At 68.1% G+C, this 25,251-nt stretch carries 17 protein-coding genes and 2 rRNA genes (1 of these 19 cut by a window edge); 10 read left to right on the forward strand and 9 right to left on the reverse strand.

Annotated elements, in window-relative coordinates:
* Together HD597_RS54210 and rrf are read left to right on the forward strand one after the other, a co-directional pair.
* Window positions 1-2,062 (forward strand): 23S ribosomal RNA (locus HD597_RS54210); it begins 1,044 nt to the left of the window's first position.
* Between the two features lie 130 nt (window positions 2,063-2,192).
* A 5S ribosomal RNA gene (gene rrf, locus HD597_RS54215) occupies window positions 2,193-2,309 on the forward strand.
* 805 nt (window positions 2,310-3,114) lie between these two features.
* Here the strand turns inward: rrf and HD597_RS54220 are convergent.
* On the reverse strand, window positions 3,115-3,879 hold the full coding sequence (locus HD597_RS54220) for a PhzF family phenazine biosynthesis protein (protein ID WP_253755849.1): 765 nt from the start codon (window positions 3,877-3,879) through the stop codon (window positions 3,115-3,117).
* A 168-nt stretch (window positions 3,880-4,047) separates the two neighbouring features.
* Between HD597_RS54220 and HD597_RS54225 the strand changes: the two genes are divergently transcribed.
* Window positions 4,048-4,431 carry a cell division protein SepF gene (locus HD597_RS54225; protein WP_080044678.1) on the forward strand — a complete coding sequence of 128 codons (384 nt, stop codon included), beginning with the start codon at window positions 4,048-4,050 and terminating at the stop codon, window positions 4,429-4,431.
* A 616-nt stretch (window positions 4,432-5,047) separates the two neighbouring features.
* Here HD597_RS54225 and HD597_RS54230 read toward each other — a convergent pair.
* The 5 genes from HD597_RS54230 to HD597_RS54250 all read right to left on the reverse strand — a co-directional run bounded on the left by HD597_RS54230 (window position 5,048) and on the right by HD597_RS54250 (window position 12,504).
* Entirely contained in the window at window positions 5,048-6,340 is a 1,293-nt protein-coding gene (locus HD597_RS54230) for a hypothetical protein (protein ID WP_253755851.1), read from the reverse strand.
* Between the two features lie 162 nt (window positions 6,341-6,502).
* Entirely contained in the window at window positions 6,503-8,254 is a 1,752-nt protein-coding gene (gene argS, locus HD597_RS54235; RefSeq protein ID WP_253755853.1) for an arginine--tRNA ligase, read from the reverse strand.
* Window positions 8,251-10,665 (reverse strand): HAD-IC family P-type ATPase, encoded by a 2,415-nt coding sequence (locus HD597_RS54240; RefSeq protein ID WP_253755855.1) that lies wholly within the window; start codon window positions 10,663-10,665, stop codon window positions 8,251-8,253. Before HD597_RS54240 ends, argS begins: the two co-directional genes overlap by 4 nt.
* Before the next feature lie 73 nt (window positions 10,666-10,738).
* The gene (gene plsX, locus HD597_RS54245) at window positions 10,739-11,788 is read right to left on the reverse strand and encodes a phosphate acyltransferase PlsX (protein WP_253755857.1); all 1,050 of its coding nucleotides are present in this window, start codon (window positions 11,786-11,788) and stop codon (window positions 10,739-10,741) included.
* Between the two features lie 158 nt (window positions 11,789-11,946).
* A complete protein-coding gene (locus HD597_RS54250; protein WP_253755859.1) occupies window positions 11,947-12,504 on the reverse strand; it encodes a DUF1707 SHOCT-like domain-containing protein in 558 nt (185 codons plus the stop codon).
* A gap of 178 nt (window positions 12,505-12,682) precedes the next feature.
* On the opposite strand from HD597_RS54250, the gene HD597_RS54255 reads away from it, so the two are divergent.
* Entirely contained in the window at window positions 12,683-13,999 is a 1,317-nt protein-coding gene (locus HD597_RS54255) for a KamA family radical SAM protein (protein ID WP_253755861.1), read from the forward strand.
* A 392-nt stretch (window positions 14,000-14,391) separates the two neighbouring features.
* Window positions 14,392-15,369 carry a hypothetical protein gene (locus HD597_RS54260; protein ID WP_253755863.1) on the forward strand — a complete coding sequence of 326 codons (978 nt, stop codon included), beginning with the start codon at window positions 14,392-14,394 and terminating at the stop codon, window positions 15,367-15,369.
* A 1,128-nt stretch (window positions 15,370-16,497) separates the two neighbouring features.
* Here HD597_RS54260 and HD597_RS54265 read toward each other — a convergent pair.
* From HD597_RS54265 to HD597_RS54275, 3 genes are all read right to left on the reverse strand, one after another.
* Entirely contained in the window at window positions 16,498-16,671 is a 174-nt protein-coding gene (locus tag HD597_RS54265; RefSeq protein WP_253755865.1) for a hypothetical protein, read from the reverse strand.
* A 316-nt stretch (window positions 16,672-16,987) separates the two neighbouring features.
* Window positions 16,988-17,854 (reverse strand): ABC transporter ATP-binding protein, encoded by an 867-nt coding sequence (locus HD597_RS54270; protein ID WP_253755867.1) that lies wholly within the window; start codon window positions 17,852-17,854, stop codon window positions 16,988-16,990.
* Entirely contained in the window at window positions 17,847-18,782 is a 936-nt protein-coding gene (locus tag HD597_RS54275) for an ABC transporter permease (RefSeq protein ID WP_253755869.1), read from the reverse strand. Before HD597_RS54275 ends, HD597_RS54270 begins: the two co-directional genes overlap by 8 nt.
* Window positions 18,783-19,394: 612 nt before the next feature.
* Between HD597_RS54275 and HD597_RS54280 the strand changes: the two genes are divergently transcribed.
* From HD597_RS54280 to HD597_RS54300, 5 genes are all read left to right on the forward strand, one after another.
* On the forward strand, window positions 19,395-20,903 hold the full coding sequence (locus tag HD597_RS54280; protein WP_253755871.1) for a peptide ABC transporter substrate-binding protein: 1,509 nt from the start codon (window positions 19,395-19,397) through the stop codon (window positions 20,901-20,903).
* A 128-nt stretch (window positions 20,904-21,031) separates the two neighbouring features.
* Window positions 21,032-21,976, forward strand: a complete 945-nt coding sequence (locus tag HD597_RS54285) for an ABC transporter permease (RefSeq protein WP_253755873.1) — start codon at window positions 21,032-21,034, stop codon at window positions 21,974-21,976.
* Window positions 21,969-22,946: an ABC transporter permease gene (locus HD597_RS54290; RefSeq protein WP_253755875.1), complete on the forward strand. Its 978-nt coding sequence runs from the start codon at window positions 21,969-21,971 to the stop codon at window positions 22,944-22,946. Before HD597_RS54285 ends, HD597_RS54290 begins: the two co-directional genes overlap by 8 nt.
* Before the next feature lie 11 nt (window positions 22,947-22,957).
* Entirely contained in the window at window positions 22,958-23,995 is a 1,038-nt protein-coding gene (locus HD597_RS54295; RefSeq protein ID WP_253755877.1) for an ABC transporter ATP-binding protein, read from the forward strand.
* Window positions 23,979-24,995, forward strand: coding sequence for an ABC transporter ATP-binding protein (locus HD597_RS54300; protein ID WP_253755879.1), 1,017 nt, complete (start codon window positions 23,979-23,981; stop codon window positions 24,993-24,995). Before HD597_RS54295 ends, HD597_RS54300 begins: the two co-directional genes overlap by 17 nt.
* The last annotated feature ends 256 nt before the right edge of the window (window positions 24,996-25,251 follow it).

The following is a 25,251-nucleotide window of genomic DNA, read 5'->3' on the forward strand; positions in this document are numbered from 1 at the left end:
TGAGACTGCGGGCGATAAGGTTCGTAGTCGAGAGGGAAACAGCCCAGATCACCGACTAAGGCCCCTAAGCGTGTGCTAAGTGGGAAAGGATGTGGAGTCGCAGAGACAACCAGGAGGTTGGCTTAGAAGCAGCCACCCTTGAAAGAGTGCGTAATAGCTCACTGGTCAAGTGATTCTGCGCCGACAATGTAGCGGGGCTCAAGTACACCGCCGAAGTCGTGGCATTGATCCCCATGTGGGGTTGATGGGTAGGGGAGCGTCGTGCAGCCGGTGAAGCAGCAGAGTGATCTAGTTGTGGAGGCTGTGCGAGTGAGAATGCAGGCATGAGTAGCGAATCGAGGGTGAGAAACCCTCGCGCCGGATGACCAAGGGTTCCTGGGCCAGGCTAATCCGCCCAGGGTAAGTCGGGACCTAAGGCGAGGCCGACAGGCGTAGTCGATGGACAACGGGTTGATATTCCCGTACCCGCTTCAATGCGCCCATACTGAACCTCGTGATGCTAAGAGTCCTTAACTCGCCTAAAGCCTTCGGGCTTGGGGTCAGAGTGAACGCTCGGTCCGATCGGGTAGTAGGTAAGCGATGGGGTGACGCAGGAAGGTAGTCCAGCCCAGGCGATGGTTGTCCTGGGGTAAGCATGTAGGGCGGAACGTAGGCAAATCCGCGTTCCTTCAGCCTGAGATGTGATGCCGAGCCGATTGTGGTGAAGTGGATGATCCTATGCTGCCGAGAAAAGCCTCTAGTGAGTGTTGTGGCGGCCCGTACCCTAAACCGACTCAGGTGGTCAGGTAGAGAATACTAAGGCGATCGGGTGAACTGTGGTTAAGGAACTCGGCAAATTGCCCCCGTAACTTCGGGAGAAGGGGGACCTCTGCTGGTGATGAGTCTTGCACTCGGAGCTGGTGGGGGTCGCAGTGGCCAGGGGGAAGCGACTGTTTACTAAAAACACAGGTCCGTGCGAAGTCGTAAGACGATGTATACGGACTGACGCCTGCCCGGTGCCGGAACGTTAAGGGGACCGCTTAGCCAGCTTCGGTTGGCGAAGGTGAGAACTTAAGCGCCGGTAAACGGCGGTGGTAACTATAACCATCCTAAGGTAGCGAAATTCCTTGTCGGGTAAGTTCCGACCTGCACGAATGGCGTAACGACTTCCCCGCTGTCTCAACCGCAGACCCGGCGAAATTGCACTACGAGTAAAGATGCTCGTTACGCGCAGCAGGACGGAAAGACCCCGGGACCTTCACTACAGCTTGACATTGGCGTTTGGAGCGTCTTGTGTAGGATAGGTGGGAGACTGGGAAGCTCGGACGCTAGTTCGGGTGGAGTCATTGGTGAAATACCACTCTGGTCGTTTTGAACGTCTAACTCTGGTCCGTGATCCGGATCGGGGACAGTGTCTGGTGGGTAGTTTAACTGGGGCGGTTGCCTCCCAAAGAGTAACGGAGGCGCCCAAAGGTTCCCTCAGCCTGGTTGGCAATCAGGTGTTGAGTGTAAGTGCACAAGGGAGCTTGACTGTGAGACTGACGGGTCGAGCAGGAGCGAAAGCTGGGACTAGTGATCCGGCATCGGCGTGTGGAAGCGGTGTCGCTCAACGGCTAAAAGGTACCCCGGGGATAACAGGCTGATCTTCCCCAAGAGTCCATATCGACGGGATGGTTTGGCACCTCGATGTCGGCTCGTCGCATCCTGGGGCTGGAGTAGGTCCCAAGGGTTGGGCTGTTCGCCCATTAAAGCGGTACGCGAGCTGGGTTTAGAACGTCGCGAGACAGTTCGGTCCCTATCCGCTGCGCGCGCAGGAGACTTGAAAGGGGCTGTCCCTAGTACGAGAGGACCGGGACGGACGAACCTCTGGTGTGCCAGTTGTACCGCCAGGTGCACGGCTGGTTGGCTACGTTCGGAAGGGATAACCGCTGAAAGCATCTAAGCGGGAAGCTCGCCTTGAGATGAGGTCTCCCACCACGAGAGTGGGTAAGGCTCCCGGTAGACGACCGGGTTGATAGGCCGGAGGTGGAAGCACGGTAACGTGTGGAGCTGACCGGTACTAATAGGCCGAGGACTTGACCACAAAGCATTGTGCTTGGTGTGTGCTGCGCTCTGTTACTCTTCGCCGGGTCCAGAGCTGCGCCGCATCAAGGTACTTCTTGCTCGCGTCCACTACGCAATTCTGAGACAGCAAACAGGCTGTTTCGCAGGGTTACGGCGGTTATGGCGGGAAGGAAACACCCGGTTACATTCCGAACCCGGAAGTTAAGCTTCTCTGCGCCGATGGTACTGCACTCGGGAGGGTGTGGGAGAGTAGGTCACCGCCGGACAATCTTTATGGGAAGGGCCCCGACCAGCACCGGTCGGGGCCCTTTCGTGTTTCTGGGGCTCTGCACTGGTCTCCCTGGGGCGGTACTGTCGGGCAGTCTCGCGGGGCGCCGGCGGAGCAACGGTCTTCCTTCTTGCTCGTGCTGGGAAGAGCGGTTGTGGGTCAAAGCCGAATGCTCTGGAGACGTTGCCGACTGAGCATGCTGCTGTGGCTGTCCTGCAGCTGTCCGGCCTCCAGCCTGTCCGGGTTCGGTCTGTCCGGGGTTCGGTTGTCCCGGCTTCAGTCGTCCGGGCTTCAGCTGTCCGGCTCGGCTCGGTGTCCATGCGGGCGAGCGAAGCGGCGCAAGGCCTTTGTCGTTTGACCACGCGTGCCTGTGGGTCATCGCCGACAGAGGATCAGGAACTTACGGATCTCCACTTGCTTCGGCTTCATCCATGGGCCTGGTGCCCGGGAGAGCGGGTGAGGATGCTCTCGTCGGTTCGAGTAGACGCCTGCGCCATCAGTCCCTGACGTAGGTGAGCGGAAGTCGGCCGCCAGCCTCACCGGCCAAGCTTGTCTGCCAGCCTCTCGCGTGCGGGCGCTGCTCTCGGCCGCCTGCTGCTGTCGTACAGCCGTATCAGGCTCTTGGAGGGGAGGACGGCTTCCCTCGCTCCGTGCCTTCAGCGAGGGGGAGAGCTGGAGGCTCTCAGGCCTTCCTCCGGACGTGAGCGGCTTGAGTCGTCACCTGGATGCTGGATGCGATCGTTCAGCGGCTCGGACGCGGCAGGCCGGACAGGCGGCACACTTTGCCGGGCGGCTCTGTTCGGCTACACGTGCAGTGTGCCGGACAGGACGGTGACGGCTCGGCCGGTCAGGTGGACGCGGTCCCCCGCGTGGGTCACGTGGACGAGGCCGCCTCGGGGCGAGAGCTGAGCGCCCACGAGCGTGAGCCGGCCGAGGCGGGCCGACCAGTACGGGGACAGGGCGCAGTGGGCCGAACCCGTCACCGGGTCCTCGGGCACCCCGACCCTGGGGGCGAAGAAGCGGGAGACGAAGTCGGTTTCGGTGCCGGGCGCCGTGACGATGACGCCTCGGGCGTCCACGTCCGCCAGGGCGGCGATGTCGGGGGCCAGCGACCGTACCGTCTCCTCTGACTCCAGCTCGACCAGCAGGTCGAGCTCGCTTTTCCCGACCCGCACCGGAGTCACGCCGAGGGCTTTCTCCAGCCCGTCGGGAACGGTGGCGGGGGTCACGTCCTTGGCCGGGAAATCCATTGTGATCATGCCGTCGGGGCGACGATTCACGGTAAGCGTCCCGCTCGCGGTGTTGAATTCGAGCTGCCCGTCCGCCGCGCCGGTCGAATAGAGGACGTGGGCGGTGGCGAGCGTGGCATGGCCACACAGCGTGACCTCCACGGCCGGAGTGAACCAGCGGAGGGAATCTCCGAGCAGGAAGGCGGTCTCGGAGAGGTTCATCTCGGTCGCTACGCTCTGCATCCATCGCTCAGTAACCGGAGTGTCCAACAGGCAGACGGCGGCGGGATTACCCTGGAAAGCTGAGTCGGTGAAGGCGTCGACCGTGAAGAGGCGCATGTGGCAGATGGTATACGGGGGTCGGATATCCAGCTGCAAGCAGGCTGCAAGCCGTACAAAATGGAATTAGGGCTGGGCGTGTCGCGTGGCGAATGCGGAATCGTCGGTTACCGTCCAATGTGTAGGGACGTGCCGATTACGGTGAGTTCCTGAGGAAAGGACAAGCCGATGGGGGCAGTGCGCAAGGTGGTGAGCTACCTTGGCCTGAGCGGGGTCGATCACTACGACGAGGGCTATGACGACGACGAGCAGTACGAGGACGAGTACGTCCCGGCCACGGAGCGGGCTGCCCGGCGGTGGCGCGCGAACGTGGACTCGTCGCGGATCGTTATGGTTCAGCCGCTCAAGTACAACGACGCACCGTTGATCGGCCAGCACTTCCGAGACGGTCAGACGGTGATCATGGACGTGACGGGCATGTCGATGCCAGAGGCGACGCGGATGGTGGACTTCGCCGCCGGGCTGGCCTTCGGCTGTGAGGGGCGGATCGAGCGCATCGCCGAGCGCGTCTTTCTCCTCGCCCCGGCTCACGTGGAGATCGAGACCACCTGAGCACATAGTACGAGCTGACCATGAGGAACCTGCCCCGACCCGGGCGGGTTCCTCATCGCGTTTGTGCCCCTTGTGCCCCTTGTCTCAAGGGGCGGGGCCGCGAGGTAGCGGCGATCCGATCAGGTTGGCTTGTCAGGCGGCGGCCTGCTCAGGGTGCGTCTGTGAGGGTGACGGTCCGTAGGGCGGGCTTGCGAGGTGGCGGTCTGCTCAGGACCGGCCTGCGCGATGGCGCTTCGGTCAGGGACTCGCGAGGTGGTGGAGCTGGGCGGCTTCCCTCGGAGCGGGCAGCCCCGGAGCGGGCGTTGGGGCCGTCCGATGCGGACGACGCCGGGCATCGATGCTGCACGCTGCGCACCGATGCTGCACGCTGCGCAGCGATGTGGCAAGCCAGCCTGCCGCCCCGGCCCCGCACGTCTGCCTGGGGGCGCGTCCTGATGGTGGGCGGCGACCGTGGCGCGGGGCCCGTGGCGCGTGCCCGTGACGCGTAGACCGTGCGGGCCCGTCACGTGCGGGTGCGGCGCTTGGCCGAGCAGCCGAGCAGCCCAGCAGCCCAGCAGCGCGGCAGCCGAGCAGCGGAGGTGTCGAGCAGCGGAGGTGTCGAGCGGAGTGGGTGGGGTCAGTGGGCGGCGCGGGGGCCGCGGCGGATGAGGCGGGTCAGTTCGGCCGCGTCCTCCGTGGCCTGGATCGCCCGGGCGTCCGCCTCGTGGGCGTACGCGTGCAGCGCCCAGACCGCCCCCTCCGCCAGCTCCTTCAGCTCGTTCACCTGGCCCGCGACGTACCGGGCGTCGGCCTCGACGAGCTTGCGGCGCTGCCAGAGCTGCCAGCCGGCGAGGCCGATCATGGCGACCGCGGCCGCGGCGAGCAGATGGGGGCCGAGTGCGGCGCCGACGAGGCAGGCGACGCCCGCGACGATCAGCACCAGGGCGGCCCAGGGCCGGCCGCGCGGGACCATGCCCTCCGCGAGGATCGACTCCTCGGCGGCGGCGAGCGAGGCCTGGTCGGGGCCCTCGGGGCGCAGGTGGATGCGGTGGCCGAGCAGCGGGACCGTGAGCGTGGCGGGGGGTTCGAGGCGGCTGTCGGCCTCGAGCTCCTCGGCCACGCCGCGCAGGATGGGCGCGGCCACGTGCAGGGCGATGGCCGCCAGGTGCGGGTCGGCGCCGGGGCGCAGGTCGTCCAGCAGGTACGTGCTGAGCGAGGCCATCGGCCCGGCGGGGCCGCCCTGGCCGATCAGGGTGCGCAGGACGGCGAGCGGCTCGTCCTCGGCCCAGGTCGCGGCCGGGGCGGCGGGGCTGTTGTCGAGCGGGGCGGCGGAGTCGTGCTCGGACTGCCGTGCCGAGGTGATCTCCGCGCACCGCCCGCGCAGCCGGGCCAGCCGGGCGGCGGCCACGGCGGGCCGGGCCAGCTCGGGGATCTCGGCCATCTCCGGGAAGTCGGCCAGCGACGGCGGCACGACGACGGAGGGCTCGCCGGGCACGAGTGCCTGCACCCACTGCTGCGGGTCGGCGTGCTCCTGGACGGCCAGCGCGTCGAGCTTGCGCAGCACGAAGATCTTGCCGGCGGGCCCGTACGCGCCCCTGGCGGCGGCCAGCCACAGCGAGCGCTGGCCGTGGGAGACGGGGCGGTCGAGCGACAGCTCGCCGAACGCGGTGCCCAGCCAGGACGCATGGATGCGGCTGCCCTGCCCGGACACCGCCAGCGCCAGGCAGAGGAAGAGCGCGGTCTGTTGCTGGTCGCGGCCGGCGGCCCGGCTCAGCGGCTCCAGCGGGTCGTCGCCCGCCAGGATGGCGACCAGCGCTTCGAGGGCCGGGGGCAACCAGTAGCCCGGTACGTCGCGAAAGCTCGGTGCGGCCGGAGGCGCGGTGCCCTTGGCGGCGAGGTGCGCCAGCAGCGCCTCGGCGTAGCGATGCAATTCGGTCGCTGCTGGGGGGCTCGCAGTCAGGTCCGTGCTCAAGGCAGAGAACTCCCCCATTTCGGCCTCAGTTCATGACCGCGTAAAGCCTAGCCGTTAGGGCGCGCCAACCCGGTGGAGGCGCGCCCACGACGGAACGGGAGACTTTGAGCCAACTGCCTGTTACATGCGCTCGGGGACAGGGACGCCCAGAAGGTCGAGCCCCGTCTCCAGCACCCGCAACGTCAGCGCGCACAGGGCCAGCCGGGAGGCGCGGATGGCGGGATCGGCCTCCTTGAGCACCGGGCACTGCTCGAAGAAGTCGGTGAAGGCGGAAGCGGTGGCGTAGAGGTAGGCGCACAGCCGGTGCGGCTCGCTCGTCGCCGTCGCGTGCTCCACCACGGCGCCGAAGCCGAGCAGTTGCAGGGCCAGGGCCCGCTCGGCCGGCGCGCCGATGACGATGGGCTCGGTCGCCGTGGCGCGGTCGATTCCGCCCCTGCGGAAGATGGAGCGGATGCGGGCCTGGGCGTACTGCAGGTAGGGGCCGGTGTTGCCGGTGAAGGCCACCATGCGGTCGAGGTCGAAGACGTATTCGCTCTCGTGGCTGACCGACAGATCCGCATATTTCACCGCGGCCATGCCGACGGCGTGCGCGATCTCGGCCCGCGTCTCGTCGCCGTACTCCCTGTCGGCGGTGGGGGCGGCGGCCTCCCGCTCGGCGATCAGCGCGGCGGCCCGATCGATGGCCGACTGCAGCAGGTCCATCAGCTTGACGGACTCGCCGGAGCGGGTCTTGAAGCGGCGGCCGTCCTTGCCCAGCATCATGCCGATGCGCACGTGCTCGGCCGAGGCGCTCTCGGGCAGCCAGCCCGCCTGCCGCGCCGCGGCGAACACCATCTGGAAGTGCAGCGCCTGCTCGTTGCCCACCACGTAGAGCATGCGGTCGGCCTTGAGGTCGTGGACGCGGTAGCGGATGGCCGCCAGGTCGGTGGTGGCGTAGCCGTAACCGCCGTCGCTCTTCCTGATGATGAGCGGCAGCGGCTTGTCGTCGGAGCCGGTGAAGCCGGGCGGGAACACGCACAGCGCGCCCTCGCTGATCACGGCCGTGCCCGCGGCCTCCAGGTCGTCGCAGGTCTTCTGGAGCATGGGGTTGTACATGCTCTCGCCGGCGATGTCGGCGTCGGTGAGCGTGACGCCGAGCAGGTCGTAGACCTTGTTGAAGAAGCGCACGGTGGCGTCCATGAAGACGTGCCAGAGCCGCAGCGTGTCGGGGTCGCCCGACTGCAGGGTGCTGACCCGCGCCCGCGCGCGCGTCTTGAACGCCTCGTCGGCGTCGAACTTGGCCCGCGCCGCCTGGTAGAACTCGGTGCCCTGGCCGGCTTTGAGCTGCTCGACCGCGGCCTGCTCGCCGATGTCGAGCAGGTGCTCGATGAGCATGCCGAACGGGGTGCCCCAGTCGCCCAGGTGGTTCTGCCTGATGACCTTGTTGCCGAGGTGCTCGTGCAGCCGGGCCAGCGAGTCACCCACGATCGTGGTGCGCAGGTGGCCGACGTGCATCTCCTTGGCCGCGTTGGGCGCGGAGTAGTCGATCACGACGGTCTGCGACGGCGTGATCGTGCCGACGCCGAGGCGCGGGTCGGCCAGCATCTGCCGGGCCTCGGACTCGATCCACGCGTCGCCGAGCGTGATGTTGAGGAAGCCCGGGCCGCTGACCTCGATCGTGCCGGGGAAGTCGGACAACTCCGCAGCGATCGCGTCGGCGACCTCCCGCGGGGACCGTCGCAGGCGCTTGGCCAGGCTCATCGCGACGTTCGCCTGGAAGTCGGCGAACTGGGAGGGCCGGATCAGCGGATCTGCGTCGGCGTGCTCCGGACCGAACGCGCGAGCCAGCGCCTGCTGGACGCGCTCGGTGAGCACAATCTGCGGGTCGGTCATGGTCTAAGGGTACCGGCGAGCTTGACCGCCACGCTTGTCATCAGGGCCGCCACGAGCGAGACGCCGACGGCGGTCAGGTCGTTGCCGAGGTCGCCGGGTTCGAGCGCGAAGAACTCCCTGACGAACGGCAGCGCCAGACCGGCCGCGAACAGCACCGCCATGGCCCCGACCAGCACCACCCGCCACCAGTTGAGCGGCCTGGCGATGAGCACGAGCACCCACCAGGTGGTGAGGAAGAGCGTGATCACGGCGGCCGTCTGGTCCTCCAGGAGGGTGGAGGTGCCGCTGTGCGCGGCCCAGAACGACACCAGCACCGCCACCGCGCACAACACCCCCGCCGGTACGGCGAAGCGCAGCACCCGCGGCACGAAGCCGGGCTCGGAGCGCTCCAGCGTGGGCGCCAGCGCCAGGAAGAACGCCGGGATGCCGATGACCAGCGCGTTGGTCAGCGTCGAGTGGCGCGGCGCGAACGGGAACTCCATCCCCGCCAGCCCGACCGTCAGCGAGAGCACGATCGCGTAGAACGTCTTGGTGAGGAACAGGTTGGAGACCCGTTCGATGTTGGCCAGCACCCGCCGGCCCTCGCCCACGACGTGCGGCAGCGTGGCGAATCTGTCGTCGAGCAGCACCACCTGGGCGACGGCCTTGGTGGCGGGGCTGCCCGCTCCCATCGCGATGCCCAGGTCGGCGTCCTTGAGTGCGAGCACGTCGTTGACGCCGTCGCCGGTCATGGCCACGGTGTGGCCGCGGGCCTTCAGGGCGGCCACGAACTCGCGCTTCTGCTGCGGGCTGACGCGGCCGAAGACGGTGTGGGTGTCCAGCAGCTCGCCGAGCTTGGCCGGGTCGTCGTGCGGGAGGGTGCGCGCGTCGATCGACCGCTCGCCGCCGGGGATGCCGAGGCCGGTCGCGATGGCGGAGACGGCCAGCGGGTTGTCGCCGGAGATGATCTTCAGGGTGACGCCCTGCTCGGCGAAGTACCCGAGGGTCTCGCGGGCGTCGGGCCTGATGCGCTGTTCGAGCGTGATGAGCGCGACGGGCTCCACCGCCGCCTCGCCGCGCTCGGTGCCGGCCAGCGACGCGGTACGGCACAGTGCCAGCACGCGCGTGCCGGTGGCGGCCAGCTCGGTGGCCCTGTCGAGGCAGGCGCCGCCGCGCAGCAGCACGTCCGGCGCGCCCAGCACCCAGGCGCCGTGCTCGCCGAAGTCGGCCCCGCTCCACTTGCGCGCCGAGGAGAACGGCACGGTCGAGCGGGCGGTCCACCCGCGGGGGGCGGCGGGGTAGCGGGCCCTGATGGCCTCGGCGGTGGCGTTCGGGTGCTCGTCGAGGTTGGCGAGCGCGGCCAGGGCCTCGTCGGCCGGCCGGCGGTCGACCGGCACTGCTCGGGCCGCGTGGGCCGTGTGGTCGCCCGGCTCTGTGTGGGCCGCGCGGTCGCCCGGCTGTGCCTGCGTCGTCCGGGCCGTGCCGTCGCCGACGGGCAGCACCTCGCCGAGGTCCATCCCGCCCGCGGTGAGCGTGCCCGTCTTGTCCAGGCAGAGCACGTCCACCCTGGCCAGGCCCTCGATCGCGGGCAGCTCCTGGACCAGGCACTGGCGCCGGCCCAGGCGGACGACGCCGACGGCGAACGCGATGGAGGTCATCAGCACCAGGCCCTCGGGGATCATGGTGACGATGCCCGCGACGGCGCCGGTGACGGCGGTGCGCAGGTCGGCGGAGTTGTGCAGCTGGCTGTAGATGAGCAGGGCGCCGATCGGGATGACCAGCCAGGTGATGTACTTGATGAAGTTCGCCACGCCCGCGCGCAGCTCGGAGTGGGCCAGGTGGAACTTGCTGGCCTCCTCGGCCAGCTTCGCCGCGTACGCGTCGGTGCCGACCCGCGTGGAGACGAACGCGCCGGAGCCGGCCACCGCGAAGCTGCCCGACAGCACCTGGTCGCCGGGCTGCTTGTGCACGGCGTCGGCCTCGCCGGTGAGCAGCGACTCGTCGATCTCCAGGCCGTCGGAGCGCACGACCTCGCCGTCCACGAGGAGGCGGTCGCCGGGGCCGAGCAGGATCAGGTCGCCGAGGACCACGTCACGGGGGTGGATCTCGCGTTCCGCGCCGTCGCGGCGCACGCGTACGGGAGCCTCGTTGATCACCGCCAGCCGGTCGAGCGTGCGCTTGGCCCGCAGCTCCTGGATGATGCCGATCAGCGCGTTGGCCACGATGACCAGCCCGAACAGGCTGTCCTGCCACTCGCCGAAGATCAGGATCAGCGCCCAGAGCACGCCGATGACCAGGTTGAACAGGGTGAACACGTTCGCCCTGAGGATCGCGCTCAGGGAGCGGCTGGACCGGCGCGGGATGTGGTTCGCCTTCGCGCTCGCCACCTGCTCAGAGGTGAGCCCATGTGCCACCGAGATGAGCCCGTCCACATAAGCCCCCGTTTCTGTGGATCGGTCTCACACCCTAAGGGTTCGCCTGGCTCCGGGGGAGTGACTTGGGCCCTCACTCCACCCGATCTCCACCGTGGCTCGACCACCACAGCCGGTGGGAGCGGCTGTTGGCGGCCATCCGCTCGCCGATCGCGCTCACCACGCCGGCGGCCGACAGGTCCGCGGCGAGCCGGCAGGCCGCGCTGATGCCCTGGGCCCGGGAGGCGCCGTGGGCGATGACGACCGTGCCGTTCAGGCCGAGCAGCACGGCGCCGCCGTGGGCCTCGGAGTCGAGGCGGCGGTGCAGCTCGCGCAGGCGCGAGCGCTGCATGGCGGCGCCCAGCCGGGCCAGCCTGCTCTCGCTGATGGCCTGCCTGAGCTCGGCGAAGGCGTAGCGGACCGCGCCTTCCAGGGTCTTCAGCGCCACGTTGCCGGTGAAGCCGTCGGTGGTGATGACGTCCACCTTGCCGGTCAGCAGGTCGTGTCCTTCGACGTTGCCGGCGAAGGTGATGCCGGGGGAGGCCTGCAGCAGCTCGTGCGCGCGCCTGACCAGCTTGTCGCCCTTCTCGGCCTCGCTGCCGATCGTCAGCAGGCCGACCTTGGGGCTCTCGATGCCGTGGGCGAGCTCGGCGTAGATGGCTCCCAGGTGCGCGAACTGCACCAGCATCTCCGGCTTGACCTCGGCGTTCGCGCCGGCGTCGAGGAGCACGGCGGGGGCGGGCAGCGTGGGGAGGTCGACGGCGATGGCCGGTCGGAGCACGCCCTGCTGGCCCTTGAGCCGCAGCCTGCCGGTGGTCACGATGCCGGCCGTCGAGCCCGCGGACACCACCGCGCAGGCGTCGCCGCGGCGTACGAGGTGGCAGGCGATCGCGATGCTGGAGCGGGGCCGGCGCAGGCTGGCCAGCGCGCCCTCGTCCATCTCCAGCGCCTCCTCGGCCCGGACGATCGGGACCTCCTTGGTGGCGTCGTGGTCGGCCAGCGCCTCGTAGAGCACGCGCGGGGAGCCGACGAGCACGACGGGCAGGCCGCGCTCCCGCACCGCGTGCACCGCCCCCGCCACGATCTCGTGCGGCGCGTGGTCGCCGCCCATGGCGTCGAGCGCGACTGGCCTGCTCTCGGACAATGCTCACCTCGTACGGCATCGAGCCCGCCGCCACGGCTTGGCCGGTACGCGGGCTCGGTATGTCCGCATCGCAGGCAAGGCAGGTGTCAGGTTAACCGGCGGGTAGGACCTCTTGGTTCCCTGCCACGGCCGTTCCAGTCCTGGCCGCTCACCTGCCTCTATCGCAGGTTCCAGTCGTCCTTGCCCCGGGTGACGATCACCTTGGAGAACCTCGACGCCCCCACGACCCGGATCAAGGGCCCGTCTCCCGAGGATCCGGCTGTCACGTGCCGCTTGCCGAACAGGGTGCTGCCCTCGTCGACCACCTGCGCGTTCTCCGGCACCCGCACGATGACCTTGCTGAACGCGGCGTCGGCGTGGATCGTGATCTCGCGCCCCGGCAGGACGGCGTCCGACAGGTCGATGATGAGCGCGCCGAACCAGGCCGACAGGGCGGTGGTCCGGGAGGCGACCCAGCGCCCCTTGCGCACGACCTTGCTGAACCTGGACCGGATGATCTGCCGCTCGATCGCGGCCGGTCTTCCGGAGGCGGTCACCTCGGGCAGGTCCCGGGTGACGGAGACGAGCTCGCCCATCGTCCTGGCCGCGTAGGCGACGTCGAGGCGGTCGGCGTGCTCGATGGTGGTGAGTCTTCCCGTGGCGAGCGCCTCGGACAGCACGGCGGCCACGCGGTCGCGGTCGGCGTCTGAGGCGCGCAGGTCCGGATCGTCAGTCACGATATGTCAGTTTACGCGCATACGCGATATGTCGCGAGTGTCCACAAACCTCAAGGAAAACTTGGAGCCCAGCGGAACCGCGAACGCAGGTCACCGCGTCCGGGTATTAAGAACCGTAGACGCGCGACAGGGTCGTGAGGTTTACACCCGATCGAACAAAAAAGATGGGAACGGCCTAGTGATCTTGAACCAAGCAGGCACGCGGCGCTTCCGGGCGTACACGTCCAAGCACCTCGACCAGCTCCTGCAGCGTGCGGGGCTGGGGGACGACGAGCGCCTCAAGGTGCGCGCCGTCGCCACGGTGCTGCCCTTCCGGACGAACGCCTACGTCGTCGATGAACTCATAGATTGGTCGGCCGCGCCCGACGACCCCATCTACCGGCTCGTCTTCCCGCAGGAGGACATGCTGCCCGCGGCGGACGTGGCCAGGCTGGCCGACCTGCTGAAGGCGGAGGCGCCGAACGCCGAGGTCCAGGCCGAGGCGAACCGCGTACGCGCACAGCTCAACCCGCATCCCGCCGGGCAGATGGACCTGAACGTCCCGAGGATCGGCGAGGAGCCCGTCCCCGGTATGCAGCACAAATACTCGGAAACTGTGCTGATCTTCCCTAAACAGGGGCAGACCTGTCACGCCTACTGCACCTACTGCTTCCGGTGGGCACAGTTCGTCGGCGACGCCGACCTGAAGTTCGCCTCCGACGACATCGACCAGATGGTCGGTTACATCCGCCGGCATCCCGAGGTCACCAGCGTGCTGATCACCGGCGGCGACGCCATGATCATGGGTGAGCCGGTGATCAGGCGATATATCGAGCCGCTGCTGGAGCTCGAACAGCTCGAGTCCATCAGGATCGGCACCAAGGCGCTGGCCTACTGGCCGCAGCGTTTCACCACCGACCCCGACGCCGACGACACGCTCCGCCTGTTCGAGCGGGTGGTCGAGTCGGGCAAGAACCTCGCGTTCATGGCGCACTTCTCGCACCCGCGCGAGCTGGAGTCGCCGCTGGTCGAGTCGGCCGTCAAGCGCATTCTCGGCAGCGGGGCCACGATCAGGACCCAGGCGCCGCTGATCAGGTCCATCAACGACGACCCGGCCGTGTGGTCGGCCATGTGGCGGCGCCAGCTCAGGATGGGGCTGATTCCCTACTACATGTTCGTGGAGCGCGACACCGGGCCGCAGGACTACTTCGCGGTCCCGCTGGCGCGGGCGTACGAGATCTTCAGGGACGCCTACGCGAGCGTCTCCGGGCTCTGCCGTACGGTGCGCGGGCCCTCCATGTCGGCCACGCCGGGCAAGGTGTGCGTGGACGGCGTCATGGAGATCGCCGGGGAGCAGGTGTTCGTGCTCCACTTCATCCAGGCCCGCGACCCATCGCTGGTGGGGCGGCCGTTCTTCGCGCGCTACGACCCGTCCGCCGTGTGGCTGACGGACCTGCGCCCGGCCTTCGCCGAACGTTTTCCGTTCGAGCCGGCCGATGCCCTGCTGACCGTCTGATCCCGGCCGCGCGCGTCCACCGCGACCGGAAAAAGTGGCCCCGGCGGCCTGTGAACATTTGTTTTCGCGACCCTTTGTTCACGGGCCGTCGGGGCCCTCTTGTGTTCCCGCGCGAGACGCGCGCAATATTGGAAACAAGACCCGCCTATTTCCGTTTTGTCGCTCCGCTCAACACTCCCCCTTTACTCGGTAACCGGGCTGCAAACCCCTGCTACATGGGCATTCATGCGCCTGCGGTGGATCAAGCCGAGTGATAGAACTGCTTGCGTAGCTCAGCCGTAGCGACACGCTTCGTGTGGTGCCCATAGCGCGTCCGCAACGGCATACGGGGGTTATCGATTCGCATTTCCACCGCATTCGAGAGCGATCGATCACGAGCCGGGAAGGCAATCATGAATCGAGTAGTCAAGACGGCGCTGGCCGTCACAGCATTCGGCTTGGCGGCGGCGGCGATGGCCGTGCCCGCGCAAGCGGAAGTTCAATACAACGCCGCCAAGCACGCACCTGTCGACGGACTGGGCGGAGGCACCATCGCCGGCGCCGACCCGCTCGGGGGGCTGCTGAGCGGCCTCATCGGCAGCAGTGGTGGCCTGCTCGGCGCACTCAGCGGCAGCGCCAAGTCCGGTGCCCAGTCCGGCGCCCAGCAGAGCGGCCAGATGTCCGAGGTCGAGCGCGACATCGCCGCCGAGAACCGGGCGGCGGCCGGCACCACGGGCAACGCGGCCGAGGACGTCACCGCCGCCGGCGGCCCGGTGCCCGAGCTGATGCCCATCCTCAGCAACGTCGGCAACATCCCGCTCGGCGGGGGTGGCCTGACCGAGTCCCTGCCCCTGCTGGGCTCGGCGCGCATGGCCCAGCCCTCCGTCAAGGCCGGCAAGCAGGACCAGAACGCGCCCGCCACCCGCGGCGGCGGCGTGACCGGAGGGGTGACCGGCACGGTCAGCTCGTCCGTCGAGCGCACGGTCGGCACGCTGAGCGGAGTGAGCCTGCTGCCGGGCTCGGGCAGCGCCGCCACGGCCAAGACCATGGCGAGCAGCTCCCAGGGCCTCGGCGCCGTCTCCGCCGACGCCCTGCTGGGCGGCGTCACCAAGGCCACCTGGCTCGCCCTGCCGCACGGCGCGGGCCGCCAGCTGTCCCCGGCGCTCGGGCAGGTGACGCCCGCCGAGATGGCCCCGGTCGTCGAGGCGCTGCCCGCCACCTCCCAGGCCGCCGCCATGGACGAGCTCACCCCGCTCGTCCAGGACACCTCGGCCCTCGTCGAGGGCCGCGGCATGCAGGCCGCCGGCGCCTACAGCGACCTGATCACCGCCCTCGGCTGGACCACCGACGCGCTGACGAGCTCGGTGCGGGGCACCGCGGCCCGCGACTAGTCGCCTTCCCTGGGCTCGCGACTAGGCACTCCTAGAGGCGCGGCTGGACACTCCTGGGTCCGTGGCCAGGCACTTCCCGATTCGTGGCTAGGCGCGACTCCGGGCGGGTGACCTCGGCCGCGACATCCGGGCCCGTGGCCGGGCGCGGCTCCTAGGCGCGACCCCCAGGTACGCGACAGGGCCGCGATGGAGGCGTTGACGAGCGTGGCCGGCCAGGAACCGGCAGGACGGTTCGCGGGTGTCACAGGTGCCGACACCCGGGCACCGGCCCTGGCGGTGGCCTGGCGGCCGGCTCGCTCGCCCCCAGCAGTCCCCTGACGGCAGGCTCCCTCGACGGGGGCCGCTCCGGGATCCCCTGATCTGTGGGATCGCTGATCCGGGCCGCGTTGTTGAGAGGTCCGGGAATCGCTTGACCTGGTCACTTCCGTCGGAGGTCCGGGGCTCGCCCGCCCCTGGGCCCTCCTGTGTCAAGGTGTGGGGTTTCGCTTGCCCCCAGGCCCTGCCGCTGGAGGCCCGGGGCCGCGTGCTCCCGGGCCGCGGAAAGGCCGGGTCTTCTTGGTTCACGGCCCTCGACCGGAGGTCCGGACACCGGTGATCGGCCCCTTGGCCGGAGTGCTGGGCCGGTCCCTTCGATCGGGACGCCGTCGCACTGACGCGGCAGGCCGCGAGACGCCCTCAGGTGCCGGGCGCCCGTGGCACTGACGCGCGTAGGTTGCGAGCCCGTTACCCCGTACAGGGCGGGCTCACGTCGGGCCTGGGTGGACGCGCCCTTGCCCCGGGGCACCCAAGGCGCTGCCACTGCAGGGCGGCGGCGCCCGCGCCCCGCGTCGTCACCGGCCCCCAGGGGCCGGTGACGACTCTTCCGTCCATCCCTCCGTTACGGCACGGCCGACGCCACCGCCACTCCCCGCACGTGCCCGATGGCCTCCAGGAATACGCCCTCCGGCCCGGACGCGGCCGGCCGCCGTCACGCACGCACTTGACCGTCGAAGGCCGGACGTGCCGCCCCTGCATGTCACCGAAGCCCATGGCGGCTGCCTCCGGGCCTGTGGAAGGCCGTAGAGGCCGTAGATCGTCGCAGGCGCCCCCCGGCGCCCCGGCAGCCCCCTCGGTCGCTGTGGGCCGTTCTCAGGGGAGCCGGACGCCTGTGCGGCGCGCTATCTGGGCCTGCAGCCTTGCCATCTGCCAGTGCAACTCGAGAAGCTGCTCGGCGAGCTGCACCCGCGGAATCTCGGACACGTCCTCGGTGGCCAGGTGGTCAATCGCGGTCGCAAGCTCTCCCATCGCGCGCCCCCACTCCATCACCGTTCCTCGGATCGAATTGACGTTCGAATCCTATCGGAACGGGGGGCACGGTGTCAGTCATTCGCCCCTCCAGTCGCCGCCGTTTCGCACGCAAGATCGAATACCGCCCCGGTCGGGAGGGACCGCGCGGACGGCGGCCTGGGCTCGTGACGGCGGGTCGGCACTGGAGGGCCAGAGGCCGTTTCCCCGGAGGGCCGTCAGCCGGAGTGCGGCGGGTGGCAGGCCACGGCAGCGCGTAGAGGAAGGTGGGTGAGAACGTCAGACGGCCCGGCCTCAGGGCGGCCGGGCCGAGCACGGAGGACCGGGAGGAGAATCAGCCCTTGTTGTAGGCGGCGATGACTTCCTTCGGATCGCCGTCCATCTTGATCTTGCCCTTGTGGAGCCAGATCACCCGGTTGCAGGTCTGCTCGATCACCCGCAGGTCATGGGCGACGAGGAACACCGTGCCCGCCGACTCGCGGATCTGCCGGATGCGCTCCTCGCTCTTCTTGCGGAACTCCCGGTCACCCGTCGCCAGCGCCTCGTCGATGAGCAGGACGTCGTGGGTCTTGGCGGAGGAGATGGCGAAGCGCAGGCGGGCGCCCATGCCGGAGGAGTAGGTGGACATCGGCAGCTGCACGAACTCGTCGATGCCGGAGAAGTCGACGATCTCCTGGTACTTCTCCTTGACCTCGGCGGGCGTCATGCCCATGGCGTAGCAGCCGAGGACGATGTTGCGCTCGCCGGTCAGCTCGCGCATGAGGGCCGCGTTGACGCCCAGCAGCGAGGGCTGGCCGTCGGTGTAGACGGCGCCCTGGTGCGGGGGCAGCAGGCCCGCGATGGCGCGCAGCAGCGTGGACTTGCCGGAGCCGTTGCGCCCCACGATGCCGATGGCGTCGCCGTGGTAGGCCACGAAGGTCACGCCCTTGACGGCGTGGACCTCCTTCATCTGCGGCCGGCCCTGGCGCTTCAGGATGCGCGTGAGGGCGTTGACCGCGTTGCCCTTCTCGCTGTCGGAGGCCGCCCCGTAGACGCGGTAGACGATGTGCAGATCGTCGACGATGACGGTGGGAGTGCCTGTGGGGGCATCGAGGGGCCGCTTGCCCGGGGGCTCCGGGTTGGGATGCACTCTCACATCCTTGCCGGGGTCGGCGGGCTTGTCGCCCTTCACCTGTGACAGCTCCTTGGTCAGTTCAGCCACGCCCGTACCTCTCCTCGGACCGCCAGAAGTACCAGAAGCCGAAGCCGAGTGCGAACACCGCCCAGAATACGCAAGACACCAAGACCATCGTCGGGGGGTGGTGCCCGTAGGAGGTGTTGTAGCTCGGGATGAGAATCTCGCGCATCCACTCGATGTACGAGGCCGCCGGGTTGAGGTACATCAGGTCGGCCACCCACTGGGGCAGCCCCGCGGACCCCACGACCTTGGCCTGGATCACGAAGAAGACACCGGAGGCGTAGAGCCAGGTGCGGGTGATGAACGGCAGCAACTGGTTGAGGTCGCGCATCTGTGCGCCCAGCCTGGCCATCACCAGGCCGGCCCCGATGTTGAACAGCGTCTGGAGCAGCAGCACCACCGGGATCATGAGCCAGGCCCAGGTGGGCCACTCGTTCGTGGCCACCACGAGGACCAGCAGCACGCCCATGGAGATGGCGAGTTGCTGGAGCTCCTGGATCGTGTACGCCAGCGGGAGGGAGGCCCTGGGGAAGTGCAGGGCCCTGATCATCGACAGGTTGCCGGAGATCGACTTCGCGCCCGCGGTGACCGTGCGCTGCGTGAAGGTGAAGATGAACATCCCGGTCAGCAGGAACGCCGGGTAGTTCTCCACATCCTTGCCGCCGCCCAGGATGACGCCGAACATCACGAAGTAGATGGCGGCGTTGAGCAGGGGCGTGAGCACCTGCCACAGCTGGCCGAGCGCGGAGCTGGAGTATTTCGTGACGTTGCGCGAGGTCGCGTACGTCAGGATGAAGTGTCGGCGCTGCCACAGCATACGCAGGTAGACAGGGAACCTCGGCCGCGCGATGGCACGGCGAAGCCCGTATCTTTTGGCGAGCTTGGCCAGCGGCTCCTGCCCGCTCCGGCCGCCCGCCTGGGCGTCCGCGACAGCGGATTCCGGCTGGCTCATGGCAAGGACTCTATTGGATCCCGGTCGGTGGGGTGCCTGTCGTACGGGTTGACGGCAGACAGTTGGACAGACTGTTGGACGGAGTCTCCTGACGCCTGGGTTCCAAGACGTCGTCAAGACCTGCTCAACCGTAGCCCAGCGAGCCGGGGCGTGGTGGCAGAGGCGTGAGCAGTGTCGTGTAGGGGGTATTTTTCATCGACTGTTCACGTCCAGGCCCTGCCTGTTGGGGCTGATTTGTACTGATTGCTCCCCATGGGGTCAAATGTCTGTGACGCTGGATTGGCACACGTGTGACCGAACTGCAACGCGCCAGAGACTCGCTGGTGGCAAGTAGTGAGGGATAGTCGCGATCGACTGGCAGGGCGTCGGCTGGTTTGACCATGTCAGCCAAATCCGGGGGGATACCAGGAACTCCCCGTCAGGCTGCTCTTGATCACAGCAGCTCAGCGCTAGGCGCCCACCTGTAGAGGGAGGATTTCTTTCACCATGCGTGTTACTAAGGGCGCACGGATCGTCGCCGGTACCGCGCTGCTCGCCCTCGCGGTTGCCGCGTGTGGCGGCGGTGCCTCGGACAACGGTGGCACTGCCGCGGGCGGTGAAACGCCGGTCCGTATGGAGGTCGGTGAGCCCCAGAAGATGCTGTACCCGCAGGACACCACGGAGACCGAAGGTGCCGAGGTGCTCGCTGCGGTGTTCTCGCCGCTCGTGCGTTACGACGAGAACAAGCAGCCCGTTGAGGAGGCCGCCGAGTCCATCACCACGACGGACAGCAAGGTCTGGACGATCAAGCTGAAGTCGAACTACACGTGGCACGACGGCGCCCCGGTGAAGGCCGAGGACTACGCCCGCGCGTGGAACTTCGCCGCCCTCCAGGACAACGCCATGAGCTCGTCCTACTTCTTCGGGCGCGTCGACGGCTACGCCGACGTGCACCCGGGTGAGGGCAAGACTCCGACGGCCAAGGAGATGAAGGGCCTCAAGGTCGTGGACGACACGACGCTCGAGGTCACGCTCACCGCGCCGTTCTCGCAGTTCAAGACCATGCTGGGCTACACCGCGTTCTACCCGCTGCCCGCCTCGGCGATCGGCGCGGACGGCAAGCTCAGCCCGGCCTACGGTGAGAAGCCGATCGGGCAGGGTCTGTTCAAGGTCGACAAGCCCTACAAGAAGGGCACCGACCAGACCATCGAGCTGTCGGTGTACGACAAGTTCACCGGCAAGAAGCCGGCGGGCTGGACGAAGCTCCAGTTCAAGATCTACACGAGCTCCGAGACCGCGTGGAACGACCTCCAGGCCGAGAACCTCGACATCCACGACTCGCTGCCCGCCACGGCCATCTCCACGGCCAAGCAGGTGCTGGGTGACCGGTACTTCGACGAGCCCGACGCCTCCATCGGCTACATCGGCGTCCCGCTGAAGTACAACAAGGAATTCGAGAACGTCGACGTCCGCAAGGCCATCTCGATGGCCATCGACCGGAAGACCATCGCCGACACGGTCTTCTCGGGCACCCGCTCCCCGGCCGACGACTTCATCAACCCGGCCATCCCCGGCTACCGCCAGGGCGCCTGCGCGGCGTGCACGTACAACCCGGCCGAGGCCAAGAAGCTGTACGAGAGCGCCAACGGCCCCAAGACCATGGAGCTCGGCTACAACGCCGACGGTGGTCACAAGGAGTGGATCGAGGCCGTCGCCAACAACCTCCGTGCCAACCTCGGCATCGAGGTCACGCCGAAGCCGTTCGAGAAGTTCCAGGGCATCCTGGACGCCCTGGACGCCAAGGAGTACAAGGGCCTGTTCCGCATGGGCTGGTCCATCGACTACCCGGCGGCCGAGAACTACCTGACGCCGATCTTCGGCACGGGCGCCATCGGCACCGGCTCCAACTACGGCGGCTACTCCAACAAGGAGTTCGACGACCTGGTGGCCAAGGGCGACCAGGCCACCGACGCCGCTGAGGGCCTGAAGTTCTACCAGCAGGCCAGCGACATCCTGATCAAGGAGTTGCCGTACATCCCGGTGTACTTCTACCGCAGCAACTTCGGGCACTCCACCAAGGTCAAGAACGTCAAGCTCAACCTGCTCAACCAGATCAACTGGGCGGACGTCGAGAAGGCCTGACGTCATTCGTCTGGCGGACGGTACTTGCCGTCCGCCCGTCGGAGGACTGAGCTTGGAGGCAGTCATTCGGACCGGGTAAATCACGGATTCCGAGTGACTGCCTCCAAGTGTGTACCGGAGGGCTTGAAATGGGCCGATATGTAATCAGGCGACTGATCCAGGCGATACCCGTCCTGATCGGCGCCACGCTACTCATCTTCTGCATCGTCTTCGCTCTGCCCGGGGATCCCGTCGCGGCACTGTTCGGAGACAAGCGCCCGGATCCGGCCGTGGCCGAGGTCCTGCGCGAGCAGTATCACCTCAACGATCCGCTGCTGCTGCAGTACTGGTACTACATCAGCGGCGTGCTCTTCCGCGGCGACTTCGGCGTGAACTTCGCCCAGGTGCCGGTGTCCGAGATCCTGGCGGGCAAATTCCAGGTCACGCTGAACCTCGCGCTGACCGCCCTGATCATGGAGGCCATCCTCGGCGTCGGCCTCGGCCTGTGGGCGGCGCTGCGCCGCGGCAAGGCCACCGACACCATGATCCTGGCCTCGACGCTGCTGCTGATCTCGATCCCCACGCTGGTGACGGGCTTCGTGCTGCAGCTGGTCCTGGGCGTGAAGCTCAAGCAGTGGACCGGGCTGGACATATTCCCCGTCGCGGGCGTCTTCGCCGGCCTGCGCAGCTACCTGCTGCCGGGCTTCGTGCTGGCCGGCGTGTCGGTCGCGTACCTGACCAGGCTCACCAGGACCAGCCTGGTGGAGACCCTCAGGGCCGACTACATCCGCACGGCCACGGCCAAGGGGTTGTCCAGACGGCGCGTCATCGGCAGGCACGGCCTGCGCAACGCGCTGATCCCGCTGATCACCTATCTGGGCGCCGACCTCGGTAACCTGATGGGCGGCGCGGTGATCACGGAGACGATCTTCAATCTCCCGGGAATCGGCAATCAGCTCTTCACCTCGGTCTACTTGCGAGAACAACCGGTGGTGGTGGGCACCATCACGGTGCTGGTGCTGATCTACATCCTGGCCAACCTGGTCGTCGACCTGTTGTACGCCGTGCTCGACCCGAGGATCCGCTATGAGTAACCCAACCCCGCCGGTCGGGGGGCCGGGACTCCCGGAGACGCAGATGCTGGTCCCCGACACGGTGCCCGCCCCGGCGCCCGAGCGTGAGGGCAAGAAGCCCAAGGGCGGCAAGCCCGCCAGCCTGTGGACCGACGCCTGGTACGACCTCAGGCGCCGGCCGATGTTCATCATCTCGATGGTCATCATCCTGATCCTGCTGGTGATGTCACTCTGGCCGTCGCTGTTCAGCGCGATCGACCCGTACAACGCCAGGACCTGCGACCTGTCCACGGCGCGGCAGGGGCCGAGCCCCGGCCACCTGTTCGGGCGCGACAACCTGGGCTGTGACGTCTTCGCCAGGACGATCTACGGAGCCCGCAACTCCATCGTGATCGGCGTCTTCACCACGCTCATGACCACGATCATCGGCGGTCTGCTCGGCATCATCGCCGGTTTCCGCGGCGGCGTGGTCGACACGCTCGCCTCGCGGGTCACGGAGATCTTCTTCGCCATCCCCTCGATCCTCGGCGCGCTGCTGATCGCGGCCACGTTCCGCGGCAGGGCCAACAGCATCCTGCTGGTCATCGTGGCTCTGACGGTGCTGGGCTGGCCGATGGTGTTCCGCATCATGCGGGCCGCCGTGATCACGGCGAAGAGCCAGGACTTCGTGGTCGCGGCCAGGGCGCTGGGTGCGGGAGCGGGCCGGATCATGTTCCGCCACCTGCTGCCGAACTCGCTCGCCCCGGTCATCGTCGTCGCCACCATCAACCTGGGCACCTTCATCGCGGCCGAGGCCGCGCTGTCGTTCCTGGGCGTCGGCGTGCAGTCGCCGGACATCTCATGGGGCCTGATGATCGCCGACGCGCGCAACAGGTTCCTAGAGGCCCCGCTGCCCCTGGTGTTCCCCGCGGTGTTCCTGAGCGTCACCGTGCTCGCGTTCATCATGATGGGCGACGCCGTGCGCGACGCGCTCGACCCGAAGCTCAGGTAGAAGGGGACCCAGTGAAGAAAACCTCTGCAAACCTGTTGCCCGCCGAGGGAGGGCTGGGCGACGAGCCGCTGCTCGCGGTCGACGACCTGCACGTGGAGTTCCGCACGCGAGCGGGGATCGTCCGCGCCGTCAACGGCGTGAGCTACACGGTCAGGCCCGGCGAGACGCTGGCGGTGCTGGGCGAGTCGGGGTCGGGCAAGTCCGTGACGGCGCAGGCCATCATGGGCATCCTGGACATGCCTCCCGCGATGATCCCCAAGGGGGAGATCCGCTTCAGGGGCACCGACCTGCTCAAGCTCTCGGAGGAGGCCCGCACGCAGGTGCGCGGCCAGCGGATCGCGATGATCTTCCAGGACGCGCTGTCCGCGCTCAACCCGGTCTTCACCGTGGGCTGGCAGATCAGCGAGATGTTCCGGGTCCACCGGGGCATGTCGAAGTCCGACGCCATGAAGAAGGCCGTTGAGCTGATGGACCGGGTCCGCATCCCGGCGGCCAAGCAGCGCGTGCACGACTACCCGCACCAGTTCTCCGGTGGCATGCGCCAGCGCATCATGATCGCCATGTCGATCGCGCTGGACCCCGAGGTGCTGATCGCGGACGAGCCGACCACGGCGCTGGACGTCACCGTCCAGGCGCAGATCATGGAACTGCTGGCCGAGCTGCAGCGCGAGAGCCAGATGGGCCTGATCCTCATCACCCACGACCTCGGGGTCGTGGCCGACGTGGCCGACAAGATCGCGGTCATGTACGCGGGGCGCATCGTCGAGAGAGCCCCCGTGCACGACATCTACCGGGCGCCCGCGCACCCGTACACGAAGGGCCTGCTGGACTCGATCCCCAGGGTCGACCAGAAGGGCCAGGACCTGTACGCGATCAAGGGTCTGCCGCCGAACCTGCTGGACCTGCCGACGGGGTGCTCGTTCCATCCCCGGTGCCCGTACCGGCAGGACAACTGCGTGACCGACGTCCCCCCGCTCTACGAGATCAGCGGCACGCGCGGCAGCGCCTGCCACTACTGGAGGGAGGTCCTCGATGGCGAACAGCAGTGAGCGCATCCTGGAAGTGCGTGACCTGGTCAAGCACTTCCCGCTGACCCAGGGCATCCTCTTCAAGAAGCAGATCGGCGCCATCAAGGCCGTCGACGGCGTCTCGTTCGACCTGAACAAGGGCGAGACGCTGGGCATCGTGGGCGAGTCCGGCTGCGGCAAGTCCACGCTGGCCAAGGTGCTGATGGCGCTCGAACGGCCCACCTCCGGCTCGGTGGTGGTCAACGGCCGCGACATCGCCAAGGCCAGGGGCGGCGAGCTCAAGCGCATGCGCCGCAACATCCAGATGGTGATGCAGGACCCGTACACCTCGCTGAACCCCCGGATGACCGTCGGCGACATCATCGGCGAGCCGTACGAGATCCACACGGAGGTCGCACCCAAGGGCGACCGGCGCAAGCGGGTGCAGGAGCTGCTGGAGGTGGTCGGGCTCAACCCCGACCACATCAACCGCTACCCGCACCAGTTCTCCGGCGGCCAGCGGCAGCGCATCGGCATCGCCCGGGGGCTGGCGCTGCAGCCGGAGATCATCGTCTGCGACGAGCCGGTCTCCGCGCTCGACGTGTCGATCCAGGCCCAGGTGATCAACCTGCTGGAGCGGCTGCAGAACGAGTTCAACCTGGCCTACATCTTCATCGCCCACGACCTGTCGGTGGTGCGCCACATCTCCGACCGGGTCGGCGTGATGTACCTCGGCAAGTTCGTGGAGCTGGGCAAGGACACGGAGATCTACGACCGTCCCGCGCACCCGTACACGCAGGCGCTGCTGTCGGCGGTGCCGGTGCCCGACCCGGACGGGCGGGAGCAGCGGGAGCGGATCATCCTCCAGGGCGACCCGCCGTCGCCGGCGAACCCGCCGAGCGGGTGCCGGTTCCGTACGCGGTGCTGGAAGGCGCAGGAGATCTGCGCCGAGGAGGAGCCGCTTCTCCAGATCCGTCCCGGCACGGGTCACGAGAGCGCCTGCCACTTCGCCGAGACGCACGACGTGGTGCACGTGAGCTGAGGCGCGTCCCGGGGCGCTCTGCTTAAGGCGCGTCCCGGGGGGTGCTCCGGTTTGAGGGCACGTCCCGGGGGTGCTCTGGTTTGAGGCACGTCCGGGGGGTGCTCTGGTTTGAGGCACGTCCCGGGCGATCCCGGCGCACGTTGAGCTGACGTTTTCGGGCGGCCCCCTCGGGGGCCGCTCTTTTTCGTCACGGCAGTGCCGCGGGCACCCCACACGCCGCATGTGCCTGGGGGCCCTCCAGGGAGACGCGGGCTGA

Origin of the sequence: Nonomuraea thailandensis (assembly GCF_024172165.1) — a bacterium.
GTDB lineage: Bacteria > Actinomycetota > Actinomycetes > Streptosporangiales > Streptosporangiaceae > Nonomuraea > Nonomuraea thailandensis.

Coding starts and splice junctions, on each gene's coding strand:
- HD597_RS54285 (WP_253755873.1), top strand. CDS start 21,032: ATGGGCCGATATGTAATCAGGCGACTGATCCAGGCGATACCCGTCCTG.
- HD597_RS54220 (WP_253755849.1), bottom strand. CDS start 3,879: ATGCGCCTCTTCACGGTCGACGCCTTCACCGACTCAGCTTTCCAGGGT.
- HD597_RS54225 (WP_080044678.1), top strand. CDS start 4,048: ATGGGGGCAGTGCGCAAGGTGGTGAGCTACCTTGGCCTGAGCGGGGTC.
- HD597_RS54290 (WP_253755875.1), top strand. CDS start 21,969: ATGAGTAACCCAACCCCGCCGGTCGGGGGGCCGGGACTCCCGGAGACG.
- HD597_RS54280 (WP_253755871.1), top strand. CDS start 19,395: ATGGAGGTCGGTGAGCCCCAGAAGATGCTGTACCCGCAGGACACCACG.
- argS (WP_253755853.1), bottom strand. CDS start 8,254: ATGACCGACCCGCAGATTGTGCTCACCGAGCGCGTCCAGCAGGCGCTG.
- HD597_RS54265 (WP_253755865.1), bottom strand. CDS start 16,671: ATGGAGTGGGGGCGCGCGATGGGAGAGCTTGCGACCGCGATTGACCAC.
- HD597_RS54300 (WP_253755879.1), top strand. CDS start 23,979: ATGGCGAACAGCAGTGAGCGCATCCTGGAAGTGCGTGACCTGGTCAAG.
- HD597_RS54260 (WP_253755863.1), top strand. CDS start 14,392: ATGAATCGAGTAGTCAAGACGGCGCTGGCCGTCACAGCATTCGGCTTG.
- HD597_RS54275 (WP_253755869.1), bottom strand. CDS start 18,782: ATGAGCCAGCCGGAATCCGCTGTCGCGGACGCCCAGGCGGGCGGCCGG.